Origin of the sequence: Odoribacter lunatus (genome assembly GCF_943193135.1) — a bacterium.
Classification (GTDB): Bacteria; Bacteroidota; Bacteroidia; order Bacteroidales; family Marinifilaceae; genus Culturomica; species Culturomica lunata.
Genome location: NZ_CALPCZ010000001.1, coordinates 98,561 through 117,317 on the forward strand (window position 1 = coordinate 98,561; position 18,757 = coordinate 117,317).

Here is an 18,757-nt window from a genome sequence, read left to right on the forward strand (position 1 = left end):
ATTCCAAATAAGATTATAACATTAGTTGCGTAACTTTTTCTTCTGCCACATTTCGGACATATTGCCCGAAGTAGACACCTGCGGTGTTTGAGGCTTATTGTTGATAAGCGTTGATTGGCGCCGTACATTACGGGTCACATCCTCGCTAAGCTCCTTTAGCGTTACATCTCCTTTGCTTTCCTGTAATTTTTTCAGCAAATAATAGGTAAAGAGACCGTGATTTTTATCCCGATACGGTAACGCTGTTTCCTGACCGGAAGTAGCGCTTAGCACGAACATATTGCCGTGCGGGTTACTCTCCTTCGGTTTCATTACCACCCCGCGGGCTTCCGAAAGCATGCCGCCGTCACGTTTTGCACCACTGAAACAAGCATCAAGAAACACCATGACCGATCCATTGCTGACAGCCCCTAAATCATCGTAAAAACGATTCAGGGAAAAACAACTCTCCGATGTAAGCGGGTCTCCGTCCACCGGCAGCAGGTAAGCATCTTTTGTTTTTTCGTCCGGCATACCGTGGCCGGCGTAATATACAATCAGGTCACATTCGCCGTCGAATGCTTTGGCTGTATTCTTAACTTGTGTTATAGCACTGAGCATAGAGCCGAGAGTGGCATCATTAAAATGGCGGATATTCTCTTTGGGAATACCGAGAGCTTGATGGCAATATTTTGCGAAAGTCTCTCCGTCGTGTAAAGCCGATTCTACTTTTGATACATTTGAATAATTCTCATTGGCTATAATGAGAGCTATTGTACGTTTCGATGCTTTTGTGGCAACCGGTATATTTTCATCCACATCGGAGAGGCGGGTAATCTTCACCTCATTGCGTGAAGCAGAGGGAGCATTATCAGCATAATCACTGTTAGCCGCGTGAAGTATGGCTTCAAAATCCACATTCACCTGTTGGAGCTCATAAGCCAGTTTATCGGTCGTATTATAAACATAAGTCTTTCCGTATGGAGCGACAAAAGTAATCGAAGCAACACGTACTTCATCATTTGCGATGTAATACTGAGGAGATTTAAAGTGAATACCCGCCCAATTTGCCTTAAAAAGCTCGGCTTCATTATCCTTCAAAGGAACTTTAAGATATATCGGACCATAAGATGATTCGATAAGATACACCTCATTTCCTGCATCATAAGGTTTTAGCGTCAAATCATTAAGTCGTAGCTTGGAAGCATACTGCTTCAGATATTCCTCCTGAGCCTCCCGGCAGGCCTTATTGTATTCCGAGCGAATCGTCATATCATTGACACGTGCCGTATAATCATCCAGTTTCTCAAACTCACCTTTGCGGGTCCACTCTGCCAACTTCTTCTCCACATACTCTTTGGCATATACCGAATAGGAGGGAGCCTCATTACCCGCAGCACTTTGTACGGCATTTCCCGAACGTTGATAATTGACCGTGTTCGATTCATTATATGACATAAGGGGAGGCATATTGAATGATGAAACCGGTTCTTTTCCCAAAGCGGAAATCCGGGCATTGAGTTCCTCGAATTTCTCTTGCTCATCCAGACAGCCGTAAGAAACAGCGAGAGCCTTGAGATATTTTTCCGACATCGGGTCATTGGCAACAACTTCCTCCAATTTTTCCGTTGCGGACGAAAAATAATCGTTTGATTGCCGCTTAAGTCTCTTGGCTGCTTTTGTATCAGCCTCCATAATGGCACTATTGAAATAACTTACGCCGAGATTGTAATAGCACAAAGCGGTATGTTGAGCAACACTCAACGTATTGGGTTTCATCTCGTCCAGTTTGCGGTATATCTCCAACGCCTTTAGATACTCCTGTTCATCCTCATAAAGTTTGGCCTGGATATGGAGCAACTGCTCATCCTCTGGTTTCATGGCAAGTGCCAGGTCGAGAAACTCCTGCAAATGCTCGGCATGGCCTCCGTCAATACAGGCCTTAATACCGAAAGATATTAAATGATAATTATCCGGATACTGCTTTATAGCATTAAACATCGTATTGATAGCCAAAGCGTAATTATCCGTTTTCAGACAAGCCTGCCCCATATACATATACACCTTTTCGCGCAGATTCTCGTCTCCACCTACAGTAAAAAACAGCTTGAAATACTCAATGGCCCGACTGAAATCCTGCACATTATAAGCTCCCGAAGCAGCTATATAAACCAACGAGGGAAATGAATTGGGGGTGCGGGGAAGAGATTCGCCTTTAAACTCGGGCATCAAATGAGTATCGATATAGGCTCTTGCAAACTTAATCAATCCTTCCGAACTATTTTGAGCGGAATAATAAAAGGCACCTGCTTCCAGATAACGGTTAATATCGCGTAACACACTCTTGCATTTCTGATATTCGGGAGTACCCTCTTCTGTTATGGCCAAAGCGGCTACATTGTCTTTATAACATTGGTATACCAGAGGATATAAACTGGCTTCCGGAACATTTTCGGCTTTTAATAACTGTAACTGCCGATAACTTTCATTAGCATTTGCCAATATGAGCGAATCACGAGATGTTTCAAAAGCATCGGCATTCATGTCTGGAGTATCAATCGGTCGTAGTGGCGCCGAGCCTCTCGACGTCACCGTAACCGATATCACAACAAGCGTAGTTATGAAAAATCTTATCATAGTAAACTATATTAAAAAGCATCCACGAATGTAAATTCGGCGATAATCCGGCGGAATTCACTTCCCTTGCCTTCGGCAACGGCAATACTGTAAGTATAATTTCTGTTCATGGTATTCAAACCCTCCACATTCCGTTCCAGATAATCCTTCACACCGTAAGCCCGCAAAAACGCCAATTGCTCATTTCTCTGAATACCGTCTTTTTGATTAATGCTAATGGCTGCAAGTTGGCCGTTCTGATAAACCGGCTCATTGTCAAAATTGCCGTAAACACCGTTATAGGCAATCCTATTGCGAATAGGAGTAGCGTCTGCCATACCCGAAATACTTACGGAAAGTTTCTTGCCAGCCTCAATATATTGCTTAAAGTCTCCTTCAAAAGCTTGTTTCACAAGTGCAAGCATTGATTTGGCAGCTCCCGATTCATCAACCTGGTATTTGCCGGGACCGAAGTCTTCCTGAACAGAGAATCCGGACTCTACTTCGTATGAAATTTTCACCTTGTAATTAAGAATCTTCTTACCGTTGGCATCATACGCATTTTCAATGCGGGAATCAACGGTAATATTAGTATGGTCGGAAATCACATTTCTTGATTTGGCTTCTTCCACCACTTTTTGCTTAAGTTCCTGGAGCTTCAACTCCTCCATCTGCTGTTGTTGGAGAATATCGAGTGACACCATATTGTCATCGCTCTGCTCGAAATTCAAAGGAACACGGTCAAGATTATTATAGATATAAGTCTCATTATTCGTCTTATTGTGGAACTTGGCATAAATAAGCTCGAAATTATCATTGGGCAACACTCCGTATTGGGCATCCTCGATTGAAATATCCTCGGGATTCTTGAAAGCGCCTACAGCCTCTTCGGGTATGGGAAGAAAGATAGAAGGCATATTGTCAAACTCCAGTGAAAGCATTTGATTGGAACGGTCATATTTTCCCAGCGAAATCTTCGACATTGAAGCCAAATCACCTGCCAAATCGGTTGCAATCTTATCCTCGAACAAACGGCGTTGTTTAGCGCGCGACTCGTCATTCACACGGGCGCGGTATTCTTCCATCGTTTCACCCGGCATCATCTTGAGCCATTCGTGCATCAACTCGTCGGCACCGTCGGCAACCAGCTTATTATAATTGGGTGCCAATGAAGTCAAACGCTTCACATTAATACTTTTAGTCGCATTGTATGCAAGCATTTGTGACTGTTGGCTGTCAATGAGAAACTCCACCGCAGACATTCCGCCTGCCGGAACCTCTATATGTTCACGGTCGGTATCATTAAGCAGATTGACAAGCACAATCAGATTGGGGGCAGTAGCCACGGCAACATACTTGCCGTCGTGATTATAGGTAAAGGACAAGCCTTGTCCCAACCCCTCAATATTCTTCTTTATAAGGAAAGAACGTGCGTCATATATAGACAGTACACCGTCATCCGTAAGAATAGCCAACTCGCTGTTATCATTAGAAAAACCGACCTTCGTCACCTTTTCGTCAAACTTCCACTTCTTGCGCAATTTTTTCTCTTCAAAATTATATACGGCCACTTGGTGTTCATTTCTAAGAAGGAGATAGTAATTATTATCGCTTACATTTATATCTGTCACGGCGAAAGGGGCAGGTATCGTATCGATAGGCTGGAAATTTATTGCACTCATCACCAGAATCCCGCGGTCAGTCGCCAACAACAGCTTACGGGCATCGGAAGTGTATGTGGCAGCTTGCGGTACGCCAGTCTTTTTAGTATTAAACTTATAAAGCTCTCCGTTATATACATTGGAATAAAACACTTTCGCTTCAGAAGTCTTTTTATTTGAATTTACGACAATATACGAGGCGCCTGTCGGGTTAAATTTAACATTGAGAATTTTCCCGTTGAAAGTAGACAGCTCATTGGCGCGGGGAGCATATACGCTTCTGTCATTGTAACCGAAGACAACCACCTTGCCGCATGGTATTAAACTTACGGGTGTCTGTTTTTGGGGAAAAGTGTAATCGTTTTGTTTATTTTGTGCCGATAAAGACACATTGAAAAATACTACTAAACTTGTAAGAAACAATAGTTTGTAAAAATGAAGTAATGTTGTCATTAAATTCTTTATTTATGAATGTTTATTAATATTATAAAATTTATTATCTTACAGAAGCGCACAAATACTCTTTTGAATTTACAAATTAAAAGACAATAATCTTAATTTTTTTTTTTTTGTATTAAAAAGTGTTAATACAATTATTGGATAGGAAAAGAGAAAAGAATAAACACGAAAAGCCCCCGATGGAGAAGAAATCGGGGGAAAAAAGTTTACGAAACCTGTAAATACCTTGTTTACTCGTCTACCTATTTATATACATCGGTCGATAGACTTACAGATCCAGCATACCAGCTGTCAGAGAATGCATGGCCGTCTTTGCGTCTGAAAAAACAGTATACATGGGCTTTATCGCCGAGTTTCGGGTCCAACGTGAATTTACCGGACAATTTGCCCCGTTCTCCGCTTACCTCCGGAGCCAACCGTGCTCCGAGAGGCAGGGACTCATACAACAGCCCCACGCACAATTGGTCATCCGGTGAAGCTGTATCCCACATCCTCTCTTCCTCCCAGCTCACCTGAAATACCTTATCAGCAGCCTCCACCCGAATCTTTCGCGGTAACAGCAGTTCTCCGTAAGCAAAATGGAACTTTTCAAAATCAACCAACTCGCCCTCACCGTTAAAGCATCCGCAATTCATCGCATAGAAAAGGTTATGCGCCATCTTTCCCTCCCTTCGGGCAGCCATCGTCCAAATATCTGGCGACACCGTCCTTCGGTAAGAAGAATAAAACGCCTGTACAATGGAAAACCGTCCCGTCACCGCCTTCTGTTTGGGAGTTCGTCCACTTACTTCCCACTTCCTCTTCTTGCCGGGTATGGCTGCTCGCCTGACATATTGTTTCCCTCCTCTTACATAATAAATAAGATTCCCGATTTTTCCGCTCAAAAGAGGCGTTGTTACATCCTTTACTTGCATAACTTGTTTGTTTGTGTTTCACATGCTGGTCAAATGTAAGTAATAAACTATTAGAAAACAAGAAAATAATTGATTATCTATTAGTAAACTAATATATAACTAATAGATGACTAATAAGTAACTAATAATTGATAACAATAAAACAGCTATTAGACAACGAATTACATATATTTATAATTTTATCGCTTACGGGTGTAATGTTTGATTTATTTGAAAATTGGCGATTTATTTTAGTCTGCAATTATAATTTTGTCATTCAGAGAAAAATTTATGGCTATATTTGGGAAAGGAAATAATCCAAATATCGCTAATGTTTGTACAAAAAAATGGATTGTAAAAAATTATTATCGAAATTTCATTGGTTTGTGGAAGGTACGGCGGGAATAGGGGTGCCGGAGAAATTTACATATCCGTTTTGTTACGAACCGCATCCGCTTTGCGTGAGGGCGGCAGAGGAGGTGAAGGGGTATTTGGCGGAGAGGAAGGAGTGGCAGGAGGAATTGCAGGAGGGGAAAATGTTTGGGGTGTTGGTGGTGGAGGATAAGCGGGGAGAAATAGGTTTTTTGGCAGCCTTTTCGGGATTGTTGGCGGGGAGGAATGTGCATGATTATTTCGTGCCGCCGATTTATGATTTGCAGGAGCCGGATGGTTTTTTTCGGGCGGAAGAGGAGGAGATTTCCGGTATAAATGAACGTATTGGTCAGTTGGAGGGTGATGGGAGGTTGCGAAAATGTAGGGCGGAGGCGGAACGGGTGAGGTGTGAGGCGGAGCGGGTATTGACGGAAGTAAAGAGAAGGAATGCGGAAGCTCGGGAGGTGCGACGACAGCGGCGGGCGGAATCGCCGACGGAGGAGGAGATGGCGCAGATGGTGCGGGAGAGCCAGTACGAGAAGGCTGAATTGCGGAGGTTGAAGCAGCGTTGGGAAGAGGAGGTAGCCGGGTGTTTGGTGGAGGTAGAGCGGTTTACAGTGCAAATTCAGGCATTGAAAGAGGAGCGGAAGCGGCGTTCGGCGGCTTTACAGCGGTGGTTGTTCGAGCGGTTTGATTTGCTTAATGCCCGCGGGGGACGGAAGAATCTGTATAAACTTTTTCAGGAGACGGAGGGGCGGATGCCGCCGGCGGGGGCAGGGGAGTGTGCGGCACCGAGGTTACTGCAATATGCTTACCTGTATGGTTTGCGGCCGGTGGCGATGGCGGAGTTTTGGTGGGGAAATTCACCATCTAGGGAAATTCGCCGACACGGGAATTATTATCCGGCTTGTCAGGGGAAATGTGGCCCCATTTTACGATATATGCTGCAAGGATTGAACGTGGAGGCAAATCCATTGGAGGAGGAAGATGGGAAAAGTGAACAGGTGGAAATCCTATACGAGGATGAATGCCTGTGGGTTGTAAACAAACCGGCGGGTATGCTGACTGTACCGGGAAAGTCAAAGCGGGTTTCTCTTTGGGAACTGTTGCGGAGACGTTTGCCGGAAGAAGAAGAGCCCTTAGTCGTGCATCGGCTGGATATGGCAACTTCAGGAGTGTTGGTAATGGCGAAGACGAAAGAAGCGCATAAGGATTTGCAGGCGCAGTTTAAGACGCACGAGGTAAAGAAACGTTATGTGGCTTTGTTGGAGGGAGTGGTAACTCAGGATGAGGGAGTGATTGACTTGCCGTTGTGTTTGGACCCGGAAAACCGTCCTTATCAAATAGTGAATGAAACATACGGGAAAAAAGCCATTACCCGCTATCAGGTGACGGAGCGCAGAGGTAACCGTACGCGCATATCTTTTTATCCATTGACGGGGCGCACGCATCAGTTGCGGGTTCATGCTGCCCATCCCCGCGGACTGAATGCGCCGATTGTTGGTGACATGCTTTACGGCTGTCCTGCCGGGCGCTTATATTTGCATGCTGCCGAGATAGAGTTCCGTCATCCTCTTACAGACAAAAAAATTATCATTATAAAAGATGCTGATTTTTAGTAGCTTATTGTAAGTTTATAAAAATTTTTTAAAAATAATTGCAAAAAAATTTGGATTTCCATTATTTTCGATTATATATTTGTACCACGTTAGTATGGGTGATACGGACGTAACTTATTTATTATAGACGATGACTTAAATAACCACCATCGTATCAACTATATCCTGCAAGGGATATCATTAAAAAAGGTACTTTAAATAGTACCACCCCCGCAGAAGCGGATTTTTATCGTTAATTTCTTGGCAAATATTATATTGTCATTGCGTATGGAATGTACGGTAATTTTACGTGTCTGCAAACAAGCTAAATTTATTATTTAATTTTTTAATTATTTGTTATGGGAAAAATATATCCTGACTTAGCAGGTGCTTTTGCACGTAGTGTTGGTAATGTAGTTTATTATTTGAAAGCAGGTGAGAATTTGGTGCGTTCAAAGAGTAAGAAACCGTATAAATCGAATACGCCGGCTCAACAAGAACAGAAAGGAAAATTCGGTGATTTAAACCGTCTCGGCTCGATTGTGGTAGATGTTGTCAATGTCGGATTTCCGCAACGTCCTCTGAAATTATCTGCGGTAAATATGTTCTTTAAGGTGAATAAAGATTGTTTTAAGCATACAGAGGGCGAGCAGGCAGTAATTGATTATGAGCGTTTAGTATATTCAAATGGTTCGCTGTTTCCGCCGCAGGTAAAAGCGACGTTGGATGCAACCGATAGGGTAATCGAATTATCGGGTACGGCTATGCCGGAGCTTTCCCGGTGCAGACCGGATGATATCGTTTACGGGGTATTGATGGATACGACGAATGGTTTTTGCCAATTGGTCGAGATTTGTAAACGGGAAGATGGCGGAACGATGTCGGTGAAATTCCCCGAGTTTTGGGATACAGACTCGACTGTTGTTCATGCTTTTGCCGTTAGTTGTGACGGGAAGAAGGCATCAAAGAGCGTGCATGTGGCAGTGAGCTGATTTTAAAAACGCCGGAGGCAATTAAGCCTCCGGTATTTTTTTATTCTGTAAAGAGGTGTTCTTATTTTTTATTTCTATTTTTGGTCTATAAAACAGATGTTTATGAAGAGGTGTTTATATATTTTGCTGGGATTGGTGATTGGAGGAAGTGTGTTGGCGGAGAATAAAACGAAGTTGATTGTAGGGATAACAATTAATCAGTTTTATCCGGAGTGGCTTTCTATTTATAGGGAGGATTTGAGTGACGGCGGATTTAAGCGTCTTTTAAAGGCAGGAAAGGAAGTGACGGCGGATTATAACTATTTGTATTCTCAAACGGGAGTTGATCAAACGACGATTTATACCGGTCTGTTGCCTTCTTCTCATGGAATTGTTGCGCATGACTGGCTGGAGCGTTTATCGGGTAAACGGGAGAATAATACAGAGTCAAAGGAGCATTGGGAGATAGGAACGGAAGATTCTTTGAGAGGCCATGCGCCGGAACATTTACAAGCCTTGTCACTGGGATGTATGATGAAGATGAATAACGCTTTTTCTAAGGTATACAGTGTAGGGATGAATCCGGAGGAGGTGGTTTTAAGTGGGGGAAATTGTGCGGATTTAGCTTTGTGGTTTAATGAAAAAAGCGGGAAATGGGTATCTTCTCAATATTATGCAGATTCTTTGCCAGCATGGGTGAGAGAGTATAATGATAGATTGGTGAGTGATTTTTTTGTAAAGAGAGGATGGATGCCATTGGCGGAAGAGCAGGATAATTCATTGCTATTGAAATTAAAGAACAAAATAGGTTTGGGTAGTAGCTTTTATTATGATATTGCCCAGGCTAAGCGTAAGTTTAATACTTATCGTGTGTTGAAAGCGACTCCGTATGCCAATTCGATGGTGACGGATTTGGCTATGGCGGTGATTGAGGAGACGGGATTGGGGAAAGATAATGGGGTGGATTTATTGGCATTGAATTATTTGAGCCTTGATTATATGAATCGCGATTTTGGGTTAGATGCCAAAGAGTTTCAGGATATGGTGATGAGGCTTGATAAGGATATGGCTAATTTGTTGGAGTTTTTGGATACAAAAGTGGGACGGGAGAATTATACCATTGTATTGACTTTTTGTGAAGCCCGGGAGTTATTGCCGGAAGATTTGGAGCATATGAAGATACAAGGCGGGTATTTTAGTGTGTTTAAGGCTGTGGCGTTATTGAAGTCTTATTTGAATTTGATTTACGGAGAAGGGGATTGGGTCATGGATTATGATGCGGGACAGATATATTTGAATCGGGAGTTGATAGAAAAGAATAAGTTGGAGTTGAGAGAAGTTCAGGATCGGGTGGCTGAATTTATGGCTGAATTTGAAGGGGTAGGAAATGTATATACGGCTTATGCGTTAGCTCGAAATTCCTTAGCCGAAGGAAAAGGGTTGTTAGTACAAAATTCTTTTTCTCAAAAAAAGAGCGGGGACGTATTGTTTACGTTACTGCCTGCCTGGGTAACCGAATTAAAGGATGCAGAGGATAATTATTTCAGATATTCCAAGAGAAATAAAGTGCCTGTTTATTTATATGGTGCAGGTATAAAAGGTGAGTTACGCAAAGAATGCCGGATGACGGATATATTACCAACTTTTTGTTTCTTGATGGGGATGCCGGCGCTTTATACTTTGACTGGTAATTCGCTGTTTGCTGATTAGTTCGGAAATTCAGTTGTTTCAATGAGGTGTACGATATCTTCTCTTAAATAGTCGATGACCGGAGCTAAAGAGTCTTTATTGGGGCGTGTGGCAATGTATAGAGAACCTCTTAAAAAGTGTCTGGTAGAGTCTGTGATGAAAAATTGTACCGGAGAGGCGGCATTTCCTTCTATGATGTAGAGTAGTCCGAAACCTTTTTTATCGTTTTGCTGGTAGTAATGTTCATCTATGGATTCCGCTTTCAGTGTATGGGCATATGCTAAACGATGACAGTCTTGTTCCAAACGAAGCAATGTTGTATCACTTGTGATAGATTTGTAAGACAGATTTATTTTAGCTTGATAAGCGGGGTATACAATGTTTATCCAATAGTCTTCGGCTCCAGGTGTTCGGTCTGGTTCGATGAAAGCTTCGCTTGCCATTTGGAAGCGATAGGGAAGGGTTGAGTCATTACTATTCCGATAACTTTTTTCGGGAAATGTAATTCGATAATAGCCGTATGGTTTGGGAATTTCTTTTGATGTGCAGCAGCACAAAAGACTAATAATAAGGGAATAAAGGAAATACTTCATTTTTCACTCCTTTTGCTTTTCCAGATGATTGTTTTTTTCGTATTTAATCTTTTTGATTCTTCGCTTGTCTACGTCTAAAATAGTGAATTTGTGCTCCCGATAGGTGATTATTTCATTTTTAAGAGGCAATTCTCCTTTTATTTCAAGGATAAGTCCTGCTAATGTATCGGCTTCTCCTTCAATTTCTCTAAAACAGTTTTCGTCAGTATCAATGATTTTCTCAAAGTCATTTAGTAAAGTGTGACCTTCGAATATGTATGCGTTGTTTTTAATCTTAATATAAGTACGTTCTTCTTCATCTGTTTCATCATTGATATCTCCGATGATTTCTTCCAGAATATCTTCCATTGTGACAATACCGGAAGTTCCGCCATATTCATCAACAACAATGGCTAAGTGGACTTTTTTGGATTGGAATTCATCCAGTAAATCATTGATTTTTTTGGTCTCCGGAACAAAATATGCCGGGCGGATTAGTTCTTGCCATTTGAAGTCTTTGGGCTCTTTCAGATGTGCCAATAAATCCTTTATATATAAGATACCGACAATATTGTCTAAGTTTTCGTGATAGACCGGTAGTCGGGAATATCCATGTTCGATGATAAGTTGGTGAAGATGTTCAAAGTTATCTTCCAGACTGATTGAAATTATATTAATACGGGGTTGGATAATGTCAATAACGGAGATATTACTAAATCGTACAATACCTTCTAAGATGTCTTTTTCCTCTGTCAGTTCCGCATCGTCTGTCAATTCTAAAGCTTTGGATAATTGATCCATAGAGAGGCTGTCTTTTTTGGCAATTTTTTTACTGATTAAAGAGGTTGAGCGAATCAGTAGAGAAGAAATCGGCCGAAATAGGTGTCCCAAGAATGATAATGGGGATGCCATGAATGTTGCCACTCTGATTTGCGAACGGTTGGCGTAAAGTTTAGGAATGATTTCTCCAAAAAGTAAGATAATGAATGTAACAACTATTACTTGAATGATAAAGCCTAGTATAGGGGTAGAGGAAAAATCGAAAAACGAATCCACTAGGTAGGCTGAAAGTATAACAATGCCTACATTTACGAAATTATTGGAAATGAGTATTGTTGCTAATAACCGATCCGGTTTTTTATGGAGATTAAGTACCTTATTGTATCCTTTTTGCGAAAGCTCCTCTAATTGTCCGGGACTTAAAGAGAAATAGGCTACTTCTGAGGCTGAAATAAGAGCGGATGATAGTAGTAATAAGAGTAATATGATAATAAAAATCAGATTGGTAACCAAAATAGTATGAATTAGTTAAACATCATGTTATTCTCCTTATTAGAAAGGTAGGTCATCGCTGTCGTCCGGTTCCGAAATAGCTGGTTGCGGAGGGATGCTGGCATTTGTTGATGGTGCATTATTGCGGGGAGTATAGTCTCCGTTATCTTGTTTGGGCGAGAGCATCTGCATGGTATCGCCTTGAATCTCTGTTGTATATTTTTTTATTCCATTCTGATCTTCCCATGATCTGTTGCGGATACGGCCTTCTATGTATAATCTCATGCCTTTTTTTACATATTTTTCAGCAATTTCAGCCAAATTCCTCCACAATACGATGTTGTGCCATTCGGTTTGATCAACTCTTTCTCCGTTTTTATTTTTGTAACTTTCTGTCGTGGCCAAACTGAAGCGAGCAACAGCTACCCCTCCGTCCAAATATCTGATTTCGGGATCTGCGCCGACATTTCCAATTAAAATAGCTTTATTTACCATAAGGACTAACATTAAAATTTATGCACAAGTTACAAAAATAATGAATAACTTTCTCTATTTTGAATGTAAAATTTGCATGCGAATATATGTGAAAAAGGAAGAAGTTAAAAGTAATTATGGATTTTTTTAGAAATGAGGGGAAATTCCAGAAAAAAATAACAAAAAGTGCGTGTTTTTTTTCATTGTTCGGGGAAAAGCTTTATATTTGCAAACCTAAAATGAATAATAATCAAATAAGTTATTGAAAATTAAATATTTACAAAAATGACAAAAGCGGATATTGTTAACGAAATTGCAAGAACAACTGGAATTGAAAAAGTGGCAGTACAGGCTACGGTAGAGGCTTTCATGGAGTCTATAAAGAATTCCGTTGTTGGTGGTAAAAATGTTTATTTGAGAGGATTCGGTAGTTTTGTAGTGAAAAAAAGAGCCGAGAAAACTGCGCGTAATATTTCAAAGAATGTTACAATTAAAATACCTGAACACTTCATTCCTTCATTTAAACCGTCTAAAAGTTTCGTGACTGAAGTTAAAGGGAAAGTAAAAAAATAAGAAAGGAGGAAGTTATGCCAAGCGGTAAAAAAAGAAAAAGACATAAGATGGCTACTCATAAACGTAAAAAAAGACTGAGAAAAAATCGTCATAAGAAGAAGTAATCAGCGTTTATGAGTTGAAGATATAAACCTAAAGGATAGTTTGTCCTTTAGGTTTATTTAATTAATATAAAATGTAATAGGAATGAACAGTGAGTTAGTGATTGATGTCAGAGCGGAGGAAATTATTATTGCCTTATTGAGGGAGAAGAAATTGGTTGAATTGACAAAGGAGAAAACGAGTGTTCAGTTTGCGGTGGGGGATATTTATCTCGGGAAAGTTAAGAAAATTATGCCGGGATTGAATGCGGCATTTGTTAATGTCGGTTATGAGAAGGATGCTTTTTTACATTATTTGGATTTAAGTCCTCAATTCCATTCTTTAGATAGTTACATTAAGCAATGTATTGCTCGTAAGGGATTGCCGGTTGCGAAATTGAAATTGGAGCCTGAAATTAGTAAGACCGGGAAAATTTCTGATGTTTTGACGGTAGGGCAATGGGTGGCGGTACAGGTGGCAAAAGAACCGATATCAACTAAAGGACCTCGTCTTACTTCAGAATTGAGTATTGCCGGACGGAATTTGGTGTTAATGCCCTTCTCTGAGAAGGTTTCTGTTTCTCAGAAAATAAAATCGGCAGAGGAACGAAAGAGGTTGAGAAGATTAATTGAAAGTATTCGCCCGAAGAATTATGGAGTAATTGTTCGGACGATGGCAGAGGGAAAGAAAGTTGCTCAGTTCGATAGTGAATTGAAAGAATTAGTAAACCGTTTTGAGACAGCATTTAAGCATATTCGGGATATTGAACCACCGAAGTTAATATTGGGAGAGATAGACCGGACAAGTGCGTTTTTGCGCGATATATTAAATCCTTCTTTTGAAAATATCTATGTTAATGATATTACTTTAACTAAAGAGATAAAGCATTTTTTGAGTTCTATAGCTCCTGAAAAGGAAGATATAGTAAAATTTGTATCACCTGAAATACCGATTTTGGATCACTTTGGAGTGGATCGTCAAATAAAATCCTCTCTGGGTAAGCATGTTTCTTTTAAGAATGGTGCCTATTTGATTATCGAGCATACGGAAGCTTTCCATGTTATAGATGTGAATAGCGGTAATCGGGCAAAATTGGGAGATGATCAGGAATCAAATGCTCTGGAAGTGAATTTGGCTGCAGCTGAAGAGGTGGCCCGGCAATTGCAATTAAGGGATATGGGAGGGATTATTGTTATTGATTTTATAGATATGCAGTTGGGAGAAAACAGACAGAGTTTGTATGAGAAGATGAAGCTCTGTATGGAGATTGATAGGGCAAAACATACAATTTTACCTTTAAGCAAATTTGGGTTAATGCAGATTACCCGTCAGCGGGTACGTCCGGAGATGACTGTGGATACAATGGAAGTATGTCCTGTGTGTCATGGTTCCGGAAAGGCAGAAGCTGCTATTTTAGTTATAGACAGAATAGAGGATCAATTGGAATATATAACCAAAGAAAAGAAATGTCATAGAGTTGTGCTAAAAGTTCATCCTTTCGTAGGTGCTTTTTTGAAAAAAGGTTTGATTTCTTTGCGGCGTAAATGGGCATTTCGTTATAAAGTAGCTTTGCGGATAGTGGATGTCCCTTCCTATTATATTTATGAATATCATTTTTATAATCAATATAATAGAGAAATTGTCGATTGAATTTGAGGGCTATTAAGTTCATAATAAAATGTTAAACTTATCTTGTTGTTTTTATTGGGGAGGAAATAAGCTTTAATATTGCAAAAATTAATATAAGAAAAATATGAAGAAAAGGGTATTTGTATTGTTTTGCTTTTTAATCGGCTGTTTTTTTTCGCTAAAGTCTCAGGTGACAAATCCGGCCCAATGGACGTTTTCCCAGAAAGATCTGGGGAACGGGGAATATGAACTGGTGCTGAAGGCGGAGCTGGAACCGGGATGGACGGTGTATTCCATGTACACGCCCGAAGGGGGGCCGATGGCTACCACGGTTGCGTTGGAACAGGCAGGCAAGGGGATAGAATTGCTGGGAAAGGCGGAGGAAAATGAACCGCACAAAAAATACGACGACATATTCGGTGTCGATGTATGGTATTTCTCCGGAGAAGTCGTTATCCGTCAGCGAGTGAAAGTAACCGATGACGCCCTGACTTCAGTGAAGGGCACCGTGGAATACCAGGGATGCCAGGAGGGAATATGCGTGATGTTCGACCAAGAGTTCGATATACCTTTGGACAAAGGACAGGTAAAGGAGGCGAAGAATTCCGCAGCCCCGGAGAACCCGAAAGACGAATCGCTCTGGCTCTTTTTCTGGATTGCTTTTGCGGGAGGGCTGGCGGCAGTGGTCATGCCTTGCGTGTTCCCGATGATTCCCATGACGGTTTCCTTTTTCATGCACGGAGATGCCAATAAAGCGAAAGCGAAGGCCAAAGCTTTGTTCTTTGCCTTCTCGATTATCGCCATTTATACCGTGCTGGGACTGGTGATTTCCGTTGCGCTGGGGCCGGATTTCGTCAATTGGCTCAGCACCAATTGGCTGCCGAACCTGTTTTTCTTCGTCATATTCATGATTTTTGCGGCTTCGTTCTTCGGAGCCTTCGAGATTGTGCTGCCGTCCTGGCTGGTGAATAAATCCGACAGACAGGCAGACAAAGGGGGATACCTCGGAGCCTTCTTCATGGCGTTTACCTTGGTGCTGGTATCGTTCTCCTGTACGGCGCCTATCGTAGGGACGGTGTTGGTGGAAGCTGCTCGGGGTTCCGTGCTGCGCCCGGTTGTCGGGATGCTGGGATTCTCCCTGGCCGTGGCACTGCCTTTCGGATTCTTTGCATTCTTCCCCTCCAGACTGGGAAATCTGCCCAAATCCGGCGGCTGGCTAAACTCCGTGAAAGTCGTACTGGGATTTATCGAAATCGCCCTGGGATTCAAATTCCTGATGGTCGCCGACCAGACATACCACTGGGGATTGCTTGACCGGGAAGTGTATATCGCTATCTGGGGCGCCGTGTTCACCTTGCAGGGACTTTATCTGATGGGCAAACTCAAATTTAAAAACGACAGCGATTTGCAGTACATCAGCGTACCGCGTTTGGCGTTTATTATTGCGACCTTTGCCTTCGTCATCTATCTGATACCGGGAATGTTCGGAGCTCCTCTGAAAGCCTTGGCGGGGTATCTGCCTCCGCAGGAGACCATCGATTTCGATATCAACCGGATCGTGAGGGATCAGGCGAAAGAAATCATCAAGAGGGGCGTGACCGCGGGAAATACGGGAACGGCTGCGGTAGTTCAGGCGGATTGCGAACCGGCAAAATATGCGGACTTCCTGCATCTGCCCCATGGCATCGAGGGTTACTTCGATTACTGGCAGGCACTGAAATGTGCGAAAGCGCAGAACAAACCCCTGTTCATCGACTTTACGGGACACGGGTGTGTCAATTGCCGCGAAATGGAACAGTCCGTATGGTCCGACCCCCGCATCCTAGACATGCTGAAAAACGATTACGTGGTGCTGGCTTTGTACGTGGATGACAAGAAGACGTTGCCGGAGGAGGAGTGGTATGTTTCCGATTACGACGGCAAGCAGAAAAAGACGCTGGGCAAGAAAAATGCCGATTTCCAGATCAAGCATTTTCACTCCAATGCACAGCCCAATTACATATTGCTGGACAGCGGGGCAGGAGAGACCGGTCTGGAAAAATTCGTACTGATGCCGGCCCGGGGGCACGACCTGAACCGGGATGCCTTCTACGAATTTCTGAAAAAAGGCCTGGAGGAGTTTAAAAAACGCAATTCCTGATCTCCTCAGAAGAAGGTGTTATGCGTTATGTAAAGATTCTTTCAATCTTCCTCGCCGTACTTGCCATGGGGTGTAAAGAACCCCGAAAGACGGAGAATTTCCGGTATTTCCGGAATTACTCGCGCACTTTCCATGATTTGAACGACAAGCATCTGCAGGCGGCGCGGCATTGGGGGATACAACCGGTGGCATCGGCAGCGGAGTTGAAAAAGCTGAAAGGAAAACTGGAACACCTGAAATCCTGCCGTTGGTACGAGCTGGATAAACTGACCCATTCGCAGCCTTATCTCGTACCGAAAGCCCACGAACTCCTGAAAGAGATTGGCCGGAATTTTAAGGATTCTCTGGCCGCGAAGGGATTGCCCTCCTACAAACCGATTGTGACCAGTGTGCTGCGTACGGACGAGTCGGTGGCAAAACTTCGGAAAAAGAATCTCAATGCCAGTGCCAATTCCGCCCACATGTTCGGGACGACTTTCGACATAGCCTATGCCCGTTTCAGGAAAGAGCGTTCGGACGAAACGTCTGTGGAGAAACTCAAATCCGTATTGGCGGACGTGCTGCACGATTTGCAGCAGCGAAAATGCTGCTACGTGCGCTATGAATTTAAACAGGGATGTTTTCATATCACGGTGAGATAAATTATCTTTGTACTTCGTAAAATAGATTACTATTATGGGTTTACAGTGTGGCATAGTTGGTTTGCCGAATGTAGGAAAATCAACATTATTCAATTGTTTGAGCAATGCGAAAGCGCAATCGGCGAATTTTCCTTTTTGTACGATAGAACCGAATGTGGGCGTGATTACCGTCCCGGACGAACGTCTGAACAGACTGGTCGAAATCGACAAACCGGCGAGCGTGGTTCCGGCAGTGGTGGAAATCGTGGATATTGCCGGACTGGTGAAAGGCGCCAGCAAAGGGGAGGGACTGGGAAACAAGTTCCTGTCCAATATCCGGGAAACGGATGCCATTATTCACGTACTGCGCTGTTTCAAGGATGACAATATCGTACATGTGGACGGGAGCGTCGATCCGGTGAGAGACAAGGAAATCATAGATACGGAATTGCAGCTGAAAGACCTGGAAACGGTGGAGAGCCGTCTACAGAAAGAGGAAAAAAGAGCTATGACCGGCGGCGATGCCAATGCCAAGCGGCTGGTGGAAGTGCTTTACCTTTACAAGGAGGCTCTGGAGAAAGGGTTGTCCGCTCGTACGGTCGTGCTTACCGATTTGCAGCAGGAAGCTGCTCGGGACCTGCAGTTGCTGACCAACAAACCGGTTCTGTATGTCTGCAATGTGGATGAAGCTTCGGTGGTCGAAGGCAATAAATATGTGGAGGCGGTGAAAGAAGCCGTCAAGAACGAGCAGGCGGAGGTGCTGGTGATTGGTGCCGCAATAGAGGCCGACATCGCCGAATTGGAAACCTATGAAGAAAAACAGATGTTCCTGGAAGACTTGGGACTGAAAGAGGCCGGGGTCAATAAACTGATTCGCACCGCTTACCATCTGCTGAACCTGCAGACATTCTTCACGGCGGGAGCCAAGGAAGTGCGGGCGTGGACATTCAGAAAAGGAATGAAAGCCCCCCAGACGGCGGGAATTATCCATACCGATTTTGAAAAAGGATTTATCCGGGCGGAAGTCATCAAATACGATGATTACGTTACGCTGGGGTCGGAAGCCAAATGCAAGGAAGCCGGGAAGATGGCGGTGGAAGGGAAAGACTACATTGTGCAGGACGGCGACATCATGCACTTCCGTTTTAACGTATAAAA

At 42.8% G+C, this 18,757-nt stretch carries 14 protein-coding genes; 8 read left to right on the top strand and 6 right to left on the bottom strand.

Going from position 1 to position 18,757, the window contains the following annotated elements:
- Positions 1-21: 21 nt before the first annotated feature.
- The 3 genes from NFR61_RS00430 to NFR61_RS00440 all read right to left on the bottom strand — a co-directional run bounded on the left by NFR61_RS00430 (position 22) and on the right by NFR61_RS00440 (position 5,629).
- Positions 22-2,616: a caspase family protein gene (locus NFR61_RS00430; RefSeq protein WP_251619771.1), complete on the bottom strand. Its 2,595-nt coding sequence runs from the start codon at positions 2,614-2,616 to the stop codon at positions 22-24.
- An 11-nt stretch (positions 2,617-2,627) separates the two neighbouring features.
- The gene (locus NFR61_RS00435; RefSeq protein WP_251619772.1) at positions 2,628-4,709 is read right to left on the bottom strand and encodes a WD40 repeat domain-containing protein; all 2,082 of its coding nucleotides are present in this window, start codon (positions 4,707-4,709) and stop codon (positions 2,628-2,630) included.
- Between the two features lie 248 nt (positions 4,710-4,957).
- Positions 4,958-5,629 (bottom strand): hypothetical protein, encoded by a 672-nt coding sequence (locus NFR61_RS00440; protein WP_251619773.1) that lies wholly within the window; start codon positions 5,627-5,629, stop codon positions 4,958-4,960.
- 326 nt (positions 5,630-5,955) lie between these two features.
- On the opposite strand from NFR61_RS00440, the gene NFR61_RS00445 reads away from it, so the two are divergent.
- The 3 genes from NFR61_RS00445 (at position 5,956) to NFR61_RS00455 (ending at position 10,259) form a co-directional block, all read left to right on the top strand.
- Complete coding sequence (locus NFR61_RS00445; RefSeq protein ID WP_251619774.1) at positions 5,956-7,599, top strand: pseudouridine synthase; 1,644 nt, start codon at positions 5,956-5,958, stop codon at positions 7,597-7,599.
- Positions 7,600-7,937: 338 nt separating this feature from the next.
- The gene (locus NFR61_RS00450; protein ID WP_251619775.1) at positions 7,938-8,570 is read left to right on the top strand and encodes a DUF6266 family protein; all 633 of its coding nucleotides are present in this window, start codon (positions 7,938-7,940) and stop codon (positions 8,568-8,570) included.
- A gap of 102 nt (positions 8,571-8,672) precedes the next feature.
- Positions 8,673-10,259: an alkaline phosphatase family protein gene (locus NFR61_RS00455; RefSeq protein WP_251619776.1), complete on the top strand. Its 1,587-nt coding sequence runs from the start codon at positions 8,673-8,675 to the stop codon at positions 10,257-10,259.
- On the opposite strand, the gene gldD is transcribed toward NFR61_RS00455, so the two are convergent.
- The 3 genes from gldD to NFR61_RS00470 are packed head-to-tail and all read right to left on the bottom strand — an operon-like array spanning position 10,256 to position 12,577.
- Entirely contained in the window at positions 10,256-10,831 is a 576-nt protein-coding gene (gene gldD / locus NFR61_RS00460) for a gliding motility lipoprotein GldD (RefSeq protein WP_251619777.1), read from the bottom strand. The two genes, NFR61_RS00455 and gldD, sit on opposite strands and share 4 nt — an antisense overlap.
- A gap of 3 nt (positions 10,832-10,834) precedes the next feature.
- The gene (gene gldE, locus NFR61_RS00465; RefSeq protein WP_251619778.1) at positions 10,835-12,103 is read right to left on the bottom strand and encodes a gliding motility-associated protein GldE; all 1,269 of its coding nucleotides are present in this window, start codon (positions 12,101-12,103) and stop codon (positions 10,835-10,837) included.
- 39 nt (positions 12,104-12,142) lie between these two features.
- Positions 12,143-12,577 carry a single-stranded DNA-binding protein gene (locus NFR61_RS00470; RefSeq protein ID WP_251619779.1) on the bottom strand — a complete coding sequence of 145 codons (435 nt, stop codon included), beginning with the start codon at positions 12,575-12,577 and terminating at the stop codon, positions 12,143-12,145.
- Positions 12,578-12,841: 264 nt separating this feature from the next.
- Between NFR61_RS00470 and NFR61_RS00475 the strand changes: the two genes are divergently transcribed.
- The 5 genes from NFR61_RS00475 to ychF all read left to right on the top strand — a co-directional run bounded on the left by NFR61_RS00475 (position 12,842) and on the right by ychF (position 18,755).
- A complete protein-coding gene (locus NFR61_RS00475; protein ID WP_251619780.1) occupies positions 12,842-13,129 on the top strand; it encodes an HU family DNA-binding protein in 288 nt (95 codons plus the stop codon).
- Positions 13,130-13,315: 186 nt separating this feature from the next.
- Entirely contained in the window at positions 13,316-14,860 is a 1,545-nt protein-coding gene (locus NFR61_RS00480; protein ID WP_251619781.1) for an Rne/Rng family ribonuclease, read from the top strand.
- 103 nt (positions 14,861-14,963) lie between these two features.
- On the top strand, positions 14,964-16,979 hold the full coding sequence (locus NFR61_RS00485; RefSeq protein WP_251619782.1) for a protein-disulfide reductase DsbD family protein: 2,016 nt from the start codon (positions 14,964-14,966) through the stop codon (positions 16,977-16,979).
- A 20-nt stretch (positions 16,980-16,999) separates the two neighbouring features.
- Positions 17,000-17,620, top strand: a complete 621-nt coding sequence (locus NFR61_RS00490; RefSeq protein WP_251619783.1) for a DUF5715 family protein — start codon at positions 17,000-17,002, stop codon at positions 17,618-17,620.
- A 34-nt stretch (positions 17,621-17,654) separates the two neighbouring features.
- A complete protein-coding gene (gene ychF / locus NFR61_RS00495) occupies positions 17,655-18,755 on the top strand; it encodes a redox-regulated ATPase YchF (protein WP_251619784.1) in 1,101 nt (366 codons plus the stop codon).
- Positions 18,756-18,757: the final 2 nt, after the last annotated feature.